9 protein-coding genes and 1 pseudogene are annotated in these 7,998 nt (G+C 72.4%); 8 read left to right on the forward strand and 2 right to left on the reverse strand.

The genetic code is table 11. The features are described from left to right. Positions 1-742: serine/threonine kinase C-terminal domain-containing protein (locus NCC78_RS23705; protein WP_504920822.1), on the forward strand; the 742-nt coding region annotated here is incomplete at its 5' end. Positions 743-832: 90 nt separating this feature from the next. Continuing rightward, positions 833-1,063, forward strand: coding sequence for a hypothetical protein (locus NCC78_RS23710; RefSeq protein WP_250797146.1), 231 nt, complete (start codon positions 833-835; stop codon positions 1,061-1,063). Between the two features lie 100 nt (positions 1,064-1,163). On the opposite strand, the gene NCC78_RS23715 is transcribed toward NCC78_RS23710, so the two are convergent. Beyond that, positions 1,164-1,913 (reverse strand): GH25 family lysozyme, encoded by a 750-nt coding sequence (locus tag NCC78_RS23715; protein WP_250797147.1) that lies wholly within the window; start codon positions 1,911-1,913, stop codon positions 1,164-1,166. A 212-nt stretch (positions 1,914-2,125) separates the two neighbouring features. Here NCC78_RS23715 and NCC78_RS23720 point away from each other — a divergent pair, with 212 nt between their 5' ends. The 5 genes from NCC78_RS23720 (at position 2,126) to NCC78_RS23740 (ending at position 5,985) form a co-directional block, all read left to right on the forward strand. Beyond that, positions 2,126-2,869, forward strand: a complete 744-nt coding sequence (locus NCC78_RS23720; RefSeq protein WP_250797150.1) for a M50 family metallopeptidase — start codon at positions 2,126-2,128, stop codon at positions 2,867-2,869. Positions 2,870-2,948: 79 nt separating this feature from the next. Beyond that, entirely contained in the window at positions 2,949-3,566 is a 618-nt protein-coding gene (locus NCC78_RS23725; RefSeq protein WP_250797152.1) for a class I SAM-dependent methyltransferase, read from the forward strand. A gap of 4 nt (positions 3,567-3,570) precedes the next feature. Then, positions 3,571-4,554, forward strand: coding sequence for a ketopantoate reductase family protein (locus NCC78_RS23730; RefSeq protein ID WP_250797153.1), 984 nt, complete (start codon positions 3,571-3,573; stop codon positions 4,552-4,554). A gap of 62 nt (positions 4,555-4,616) precedes the next feature. After that, positions 4,617-5,117 (forward strand): SigE family RNA polymerase sigma factor, encoded by a 501-nt coding sequence (locus NCC78_RS23735; protein ID WP_250797154.1) that lies wholly within the window; start codon positions 4,617-4,619, stop codon positions 5,115-5,117. Further along, positions 5,110-5,985 carry a hypothetical protein gene (locus tag NCC78_RS23740; RefSeq protein WP_250797155.1) on the forward strand — a complete coding sequence of 292 codons (876 nt, stop codon included), beginning with the start codon at positions 5,110-5,112 and terminating at the stop codon, positions 5,983-5,985. Before NCC78_RS23735 ends, NCC78_RS23740 begins: the two co-directional genes overlap by 8 nt. Positions 5,986-6,076: 91 nt before the next feature. On the opposite strand, the gene NCC78_RS23745 is transcribed toward NCC78_RS23740, so the two are convergent. After that, complete coding sequence (locus tag NCC78_RS23745) at positions 6,077-7,660, reverse strand: acyl-CoA carboxylase subunit beta (RefSeq protein ID WP_250797157.1); 1,584 nt, start codon at positions 7,658-7,660, stop codon at positions 6,077-6,079. Between the two features lie 147 nt (positions 7,661-7,807). On the opposite strand from NCC78_RS23745, the pseudogene NCC78_RS23750 reads away from it, so the two are divergent. Further along, positions 7,808-7,998 (forward strand): annotated as a pseudogene (locus NCC78_RS23750) (biotin--[acetyl-CoA-carboxylase] ligase); the annotation flags it as partial.

The raw sequence follows: 7,998 nt of genomic DNA on the forward strand, positions 1-7,998 counted from the left end.
GGGCCCGCCGTCCGGGCGCGCGGCGGTCGTCCCGGCCGACGGTACGAAGCCGAACAACACCCGACGCAACGTGCTGGTCGGGGTGCTCGTCGCGCTGCTGCTGCTCGGCCTGGTGGTGATCGTGCCGCTGCTCACCAGCGACGGCGGTGACGACGGTGGCGGGACCCCGCAGGCCGGCCCGACCACTGCCGCCGCGACCTCGTCGGCCCCGCAGGCCACCGCGCCCGCCGCGCCGCCCCCGACCAGCGCCGCGCCGCCCAGCGCCACGCCCACGGCGAGCGCGTCCACCGATCCGAACGCCCTGCCGGCGGGCTGGACCCTGCACAGGGGGCCGACCTTCTCCATCCCGCTCCCGCCGGGCTGGAGGGCTGGCCGCCCGAACTCGGACACGGTCGTGTTCACCCAGGACAACGGGGTGGGCGAGCTGCTCGTCCAGTGGACGAGCGACCCCAAGGACGACGCCTACGCCGACTGGAAGAGCATCGAGCCGGGCCGGAAGAACCGCGTCAGCAACTATCAGTTGCTGGGCATCGAGCGGTGCGACTACTACCGGACGTGCGCCGACTGGGAGTGGCTGGAGAGCCGCGACGGCACCCGGATCCACGTGCGTAACCGGGGCTTCGTTACGGCCACCAACCGGGGCTACGCCTTCCGCTGGGAGATCGCCGAGAAGGACTGGCAGGCCAATCTGGTCAACTTCGACCGGATCGCGACCGGGTTCGAGCCCGACCGCCAGAACTGAACCGTGGGATTCGTGCCGCCGCGAGATTGATTCGCATGACCTTCCGTCGTACGGGGTACCTGACCTTGCACGACGGAAGGGAGGTACGACATGAGTCACCGACTGAAGAACGCCCGACCCCGGGTGGCACTGTGGATGCTCGTCGCCCTCGGCGACATCGTCCTGCTCCTCGTCAGCGCCGGCCTGCCGGTGTTGTTCGCCCTGCTCAGCGTCGTGACCGTGACCGTCGCCGGAGTGGGTGTCTGGCGGCTGACGCGACGCGGCACCCTCGCCCGCAACGACACGATGGCCGTCCCCGTGGCGGCCCGACGCCGGGCCTGAGCCCGGCCCCGGATGGCGTGGCGGCAGCCGGACCAGTTGTCACCCGTACGGTGACAGCCGATCCCGCTGCCGCCAACCGCCTCCCCAGGCGGTGTCCGGCTCAGGTGTTGTTGGCGAGCGCGATCAGCCGGGTCCGGTCGCCGTTCCAGTAGTTCCGGTCGACGCCGCCGCTGATCCCCGCGACGCTGCCCCGATCGGTGTACTGCCAGAAGCTCCAGAACGGCGCGCCGGCCGGCAGGGTGCCGACCGTGCTGGACCACCGGGCGATCCAGAGCGGGTGGTTGCCCCAGGGCCCTGTCCAGCTGCCGGTGCACTGGTTCCACCAGCTGGTGGTGGTGTAGATGACGGCGTAGCGGCCGGTGCGGGCGCGGTAGGTGTTGAGGAAGTCCTGGACCCAGCTGCGCATGCCGGTCGTGCTGAGGCCGTAGCAGTAGCCACCGGCGTACGGGTTGGCCTCGAGGTCCAGCGCGGCGGGGAGGGTGCGGCTGTCCGCCGACCAGGCGCCGCCGTTGGAGGCTAGGTAGTTGGCCTGGGTCGAGCCGGCGGAGATGTTGGGCCGGGCGAAGTGGTACGCCCCGCGGATCACCCCGGCGTTGTAGGCGGCCACGTAGTTCGTGTTGAACCTCGGGTCCTTGTAGCTGGTGCCCTCGGTGGCCTTGATGAAGGCGAACTGGATGCCCGAGTTGCGGACGCTGGTCCAGTTGATGGCGCCCTGGTAGTGGGAGACGTCGATCCCGGGGACGGTGGCGGCCGCTGCGGGTCCGGCGGTGCCGACGAGCGCCGCCGCGGTGGCGACGAGGGTGAGGCCGGCGGCGAGCAGTCGGCGCAGCGGTGATCTGGTACGGGTCATGGATGCCTCCAAGGACGCCGGTTGATTGACGCTCATCTTTGGAGGTAAGTGCCCTAGATCGCAAGGGGTGCTAAAGAAATCTACATAGATGTACGGCGTTGTATGGCGACGGGCCCCGTCCGGTCGACCCAGGGTGAGCTGGCCGCCACGGCGGGTGGCGGCGGTCGGTGGGCCGGCGCCACCCGGAGCCCGGACCGGTAGGCTCGCGCCCCATGGTGTCGATCAACGGGCTGGGCGACCTCTGGGACAAGCTGTTCGGCGCGCAGCCGGACCCGCCGCCGCTGCTGGTGCTGCTGACCGCCGTCGTCGCGCTGGTGGTCGTCTCCACCCGGCTGCCCTGGCGGATCGCCCGCAACGCGATCACCATCGCCCACGAGGGCGGGCACGCGCTGGTCGCCCTGCTCACCGGTCGCAAGCTGCGCGGCATCCGGCTGCACTCGGACACCTCCGGGCTCACCCTCTCCGCCGGCCGGCCCGCCGGCCCGGGGATGATCCTCACCCTGCTCGCCGGCTACGTCGCCCCGCCGCTGATCGGGCTGGCCGGCGCGTGGCTGCTCGGCGGCAACCGGATCACCCTGCTGCTGTGGGTGGCCGTGGCGCTGCTGCTCGCCATGCTCGTCATGATCCGCAACGTCTTCGGGGTGCTCTCGCTGCTGGTCACCGGTGGGGTCGTGCTCGCCGTCTCCTGGTTCGCCACGCCGCAGGTGCAGGCCGCGTTCGCGTACACCGGGGTGTGGTTCCTGCTGCTCGGCGGCGTCCGCCCGGTGGTGGAGCTGCAACGGCTGCGCTCCCGAGGCCGGATGCCGGCCTCCGACGCCGACCAACTGGCCGGCCTCACCCCGCTGCCCGCGTTCTTCTGGGTCACCGTCTTCGCCCTGGTCAACCTGGTCGCCCTCGCCGCCGGCGCGCTGCTGCTGGCCGGCCCGATCCTCACCGACGCCGGCCTCACCCGCTGACCGGCGCCCGGGCCGCTGATCCTGCCCCCATCACGACGGAGCGCGCCGTGCAGGCTTGAGGTCACTACGCTCGCCCCACATGAACGAGCTGACCGCGCGCAACCGTGCCGCGTACGACCGGATCGCTCCCGCCTTCGCCGCCCGCAACGCCGGCATGCCGCCGGCCTACCTCGCCCTCGCCGACGACTTCCAGCGGCGCAGCGCCGGGCCGGTGCTGGATCTGGGCTGCGGCGTCGGCCGAGACCTGGTGTTCTGGGCGAAGCGGAACGTGGTCGTGATGGGGCTGGACCTGTCCCGAGGGATGCTGGACCACGCCCGTGCCGACACGACCGCTCCGTTGGTGCAGGCCGACATGCTGCATCTGCCGTTCGCTGACGCCGCCTTCGGCGGTGTCTGGTGTTCCGCGTCGCTGCTGCATCTGCCCAAGGCCCTCGCACCGTCCGCGCTCGCCGAGATGCGGCGGGTGCTCCGACGCGGCGGTGCGCTGCTGACCTCGCTGCAGGAGGGTGCCGGGGAAACCTGGGACGGTTGGCGGGGTGAGAACGCCGACCGGTTCTTCGCCCGTTACGACCCCGACGGGGCGACGGCACTGCTGGCCGACGCCGGATTCACGCCGCTGCGCCTGGAACGGGACGTCTCGCCGGTCGGGCAGCGCTGGATCGTGCATCTCGCCATGCTGGACGTACCGGCAGAATGAGCCCGTGCGATACGTGATCATCGGAGCGGGCGCGGTCGGCGGCACCATCGGCGTACGGCTGGGGCAGGCCGGCCACGACGTGACCCTGGTGGCCCGCGGCGCGCACCTGGAGGCGATCCGGCGGCGGGGTCTGACGCTGCGACAGCCCGACGGCGAGGTGACCTGGCGCGGCCCGGCCACCGACGGGCCGGGCGACCGCCCACTGCCCGACGACACCGTCCTGGTGCTCACCGTCAAGTCGCAGGACACCGAGGCCGCACTGACGGCGTGGGCGGACGCGCCGGTGGCCGGCGGCGGTACGGCGGCGCAGCGGCTGCCGCTCTTCACCGCCCAGAACGGGGTGGCCAACGAGCGCGCCGCGCTGCGGCTCTTCAACGATGTGCACGGCGTCTGCGTCTGGCTGCCCGCCACCCACCTCGAACCGGGCGTGGTGGTGGCCAACGGCCACCCGCACCCCGGCATGCTGCACCTCGGGCGCTACCCGTCCGGATCGGACGCCGTGGACCGGACCGTCGCCGCCGACCTGGCCGCCGCCGGCTTCGTCGCCCCGGTCCGCGACGACGTGCTGCGCTGGAAGTACGGCAAGCTCCTGGCCAACCTCGGCAACGGCCTCCAGGCGCTGCTCGGTCAGGACGTCCCGGCCGAGCTGCGGGACCGGACCCGGGCCGAGGGCATCGCCGTGCTCGCCGCGGCCGGCATCGCCCACACCACACCCGAGGAGGAGAAGGCCGAACGGGGCGACCTCGTCAACCACCGACCGGTCGGCGGCGAGGAGCGGGCCGGCGGCTCCACCTGGCAGAGCCTGGCCCGGGGCACGGGCTCGGCCGAGGCCGACCACCTCAACGGCGAGATCGTGCTGCTCGGCCGGCTGCACGGCGTGCCGACCCCGGTGAACGCCGCCGTCCAGCTCGCGGTCCGGCGCGCGCTGCGCGAGCGGATCCCGGCCGGCGGCTTCGACCCGGCCGTGCTGGCGAAAATGATCGGTTGACCGGGCAACCGGCGGCACCGGCCGGCGCGTGTCCCCTGCGACCGCCACGGGGGAGGTAACAGTTGCCCGACGTCGACGGGTTCGACGAGTTCTACCGCGGCAGCCGACAACGGCTGCTCGGCTTCGTCTACGTGCTCACCGGTGACCTCGCCGAGGCCCAGGACGCCGTGCAGGAGGCGTACATCCGGGCCTGGCAGCGCTGGTCGACGGTGAGCGGGTACGACGACCCGGAGGCATGGGTGCGGGTGGTGGCCAGCCGGGTCGCGGTCAGCCGCTGGCGCAGCCTGCGCAGCCGCGCCCGGGCCTACCTGCGGCACGGCCCCACCGAGAGCGTCCCCGGCCCGGGCACCGACACCGTCGAGGTGGTCGCCGCGCTGCGCCGGCTGCCCGAGGAGCAACGCACCGCGATCGCGCTCTACTACCTGCTCGGCATGCCGGTCGCCGAGGTGGCCCGGCAGACCGCCGCCCCGGTGGGCACTGTCAAGGCCCGACTCTCCCGGGGACGCACCGCGCTCGCCGGGCTACTCGCTGTCTCTGAATTGGAGGAGGCCGCCGATGCGTGACGAGACGACGTTCGTCGAATGGGTCCGCCGGGACTTGCGGGACGTCCGCTGGCCGGAGCCGGCGGAGCTGCGGGCCCGCGCCCGCCGTCGCTCCCGCCGGGCAGCGGTGGGGGCGGCGAGCGCCGTGCTCGTCGTCGTCTCCGCCTCGGCGGTGGCCGCCGCCGGTCACGGCGGGCAGCCCGCACCACCGCCGGTCGCCGCCCCGGTGGCACCGGAACCGAGCGTGCCGGCCCGCACCGAGATACCCCGGGAGGTGCTGGTCCAGCCCGGTGACCTGGCGGCGAAGACCGACCCGCCGCTGGGTCGAGCCGGCTTCGGTGAATCGGTCCGGCTCGTCGACATGCTGTTGTACTGCCACAAGATCCAGGGCCACCAGGCCGAATGGGAGACGGCGAGCTACTCCCGCTCGCAGACCCTGCTGCGGGACCGCCCGGACGGCTACGACCATCCGTCCGCCGACGTGCTCCTCAGCCAGGACGTCTACCGGGTCGCGCAGGACGTGGCCGGGCGGCTCCTGCCCGGGATCGACCGGATGCTCGTGGCCTGCGCCGACTGGCGCGCGACCGGTCAGACCGAGTGGCAGGGGCGGACGATCAAGGCGGAGGTCGTGCACCGCTGGGAGGTGCGAGAGCGGAACTTCGCCGGTGACGAGGCGGTGCTGTTGCGGCATTCGATCACCGAGGCCAGGAATGTGGCGACCGGGAAGCCCCTGAGTGACCTGCCGAAGCCCGAACTCACGGCGGTCGTCCGGGTGGGGGACCTGGTCACGGTCGTCACCCTCGGCCGGGACGGCGTGGAGGCGGAGCTGCGCCGAGTGGCCGTGGCGGCGGCCCGCCGGCTCTGCGCCGCCGCCAACCCGACCTGTTGATCCGCGACATCCGCACCAGGCCGGGAAAGGCGTCCCCGCCGCGGTCGGGAGGGGACGCCTTTCCGTCGTCGTGCCGCTCCTGCCGGACGCGTCAGAGGGGGATGTTGCCGTGCTTCTTCGGCGGCAGGGTCTCGCGCTTGGTGCGCAGCACCCGCAGCGCCCGGACGATCTGGGTGCGCGTCTCGTGCGGCGGGATCACCGAGTCGACGTAGCCGCGCTCGGCGGCGATGTACGGATTCGCCAGGGTGTCCTCGTACTCGGCGATCTTCTCGGCCCGCACGGCGGCCGGGTCCTCGGCGGCGGCCAGCTCCGAGCGGTAGAGGATGTTCACCGCGCCCTGCGCGCCCATCACCGCGATCTGCGCGGTCGGCCAGGCGAAGTTCAGGTCCGCGCCGAGGTGCTTGGAACCCATCACGTCGTACGCGCCGCCGTAGGCCTTGCGGGTGATCACGGTGACCTTCGGGACGGTCGCCTCGGCGTACGCGTAGATGAGCTTCGCGCCGCGGCGGATGATGCCGTCCCACTCCTGGCCGGTGCCGGGGAGGAACCCGGGAACGTCCACGAAGGTCAGCACCGGGATGTTGAACGCGTCGCAGGTGCGCACGAAGCGGGCCGCCTTCTCGGAGGCGGCGATGTCCAGCGTGCCGGCGAAGTGCATGGGCTGGTTGGCGACCACCCCGACCGGGCGCCCCTCGACCCGGCCGTAGCCGATCAGCAGGTTCTGCGCGTAGAGCGGCTGCACCTCCAGGAACTCGCCGTCGTCGAGGACGTGCTCGATCACCCGGTGCATGTCGTACGGCTGGTTGGCCGAGTCCGGGATCAGCGTGTCCAGCTCCCGGTCCTCCTCGGAGATGTCGAGGTCGGCCGGGGCCTCGTAGACGACCGGCTCGTCGAGGTTGTTCGACGGCAGGTACGACAGCAGCGCCTTGACGTACTCGATCGCGTCGGCTTCGTCGGTGGCGAGGTAGTGCGCGTTGCCGCTGCGCGAGTTGTGGGTGCGGGCGCCGCCCAGCTCCTCCATCCCCACGTCCTCGCCGGTGACCGTCTTGATGACGTCCGGGCCGGTGATGAACATGTGCGAGGTCTGGTCGACCATCACGGTGAAGTCGGTGACCGCCGGGGAGTAGACCGCGCCGCCCGCGCACGGGCCCATGATCAGCGAGATCTGCGGGATGACGCCGCTGGCCCGCACGTTGCGGAAGAAGATCTCGCCGTAGAGGCCGAGCGAGGCGACACCCTCCTGGATGCGGGCGCCGCCGGAGTCGTTGATGCCCACGACCGGGCAGCCGATCTTCATGGCCAGGTCCATCACCTTGACGATCTTCTCGCCGAAGACCTCGCCGAGGGAGCCGCCGAAGACCGTGAAGTCCTGGGCGAAGACGCAGACCTGCCGGCCGTCCACCGTGCCGTAGCCGGTGACGACGCCGTCGCCGTACGGGCGGTTCTTCTCCAGCCCGAAGGCGGTCGACCGGTGCCGGGCCAGCTCGTCCAGCTCGACGAAGGAGCCCTCGTCGAGCAGCAGCTCGATCCGCTCCCGGGCGGTCTTCTTACCCCTCGCGTGCTGCTTCTCGACCGCGCGCGCCGACCCGGCGTGCACCGCCTCGTCGACCCGTCGCTCCAGGTCCGCCAGCTTGCCCGACGTGCTGTGGATGTTGATCCCGGTCTCGGTAGTCACCCAGGGAATATAACGATGGTTCAGGAGCCTGCCGCTGTGCAGTTCGCCTCAGTCGCTCCGAGGACGGCCCCGGCGGGTCACGACGACGGTGTCACCCGGTCGCGTGCGCCGGGCGGCCGGCGTGTCCGGGCACCGTAGGCTGACGGGATGCCGGGCTCGCCGTACACCGATCTGGACCGCCCGCCGCTGAGCGCGGCGCGGCTGCGGCGCGCCCTGGTCGCCCCGCACGGCCCCTGGTCCCGGCTGGAGCTGCGCGCCGAAACCGGCTCGACCAACGCCGACGTGGCCGCGGCGGCCCGGGCCGGTGAGCCGGAGGGCCTCGTCGTGGTGGCGGAGCG

The sequence above is a fragment of the Micromonospora phytophila genome (assembly GCF_023656545.1).
Taxonomy (GTDB): Bacteria; Actinomycetota; Actinomycetes; order Mycobacteriales; family Micromonosporaceae; genus Micromonospora; species Micromonospora phytophila.

Excerpts from the sequence above, each read along its gene's own strand:
- NCC78_RS23740 (WP_250797155.1), top strand. The coding sequence starts at position 5,110 with ATGCGTGACGAGACGACGTTCGTCGAATGGGTCCGCCGGGACTTGCGG.
- NCC78_RS23720 (WP_250797150.1), top strand. The coding sequence starts at position 2,126 with ATGGTGTCGATCAACGGGCTGGGCGACCTCTGGGACAAGCTGTTCGGC.
- NCC78_RS23725 (WP_250797152.1), top strand. The coding sequence starts at position 2,949 with ATGAACGAGCTGACCGCGCGCAACCGTGCCGCGTACGACCGGATCGCT.
- NCC78_RS23715 (WP_250797147.1), bottom strand. The coding sequence starts at position 1,913 with ATGACCCGTACCAGATCACCGCTGCGCCGACTGCTCGCCGCCGGCCTC.
- NCC78_RS23710 (WP_250797146.1), top strand. The coding sequence starts at position 833 with ATGAGTCACCGACTGAAGAACGCCCGACCCCGGGTGGCACTGTGGATG.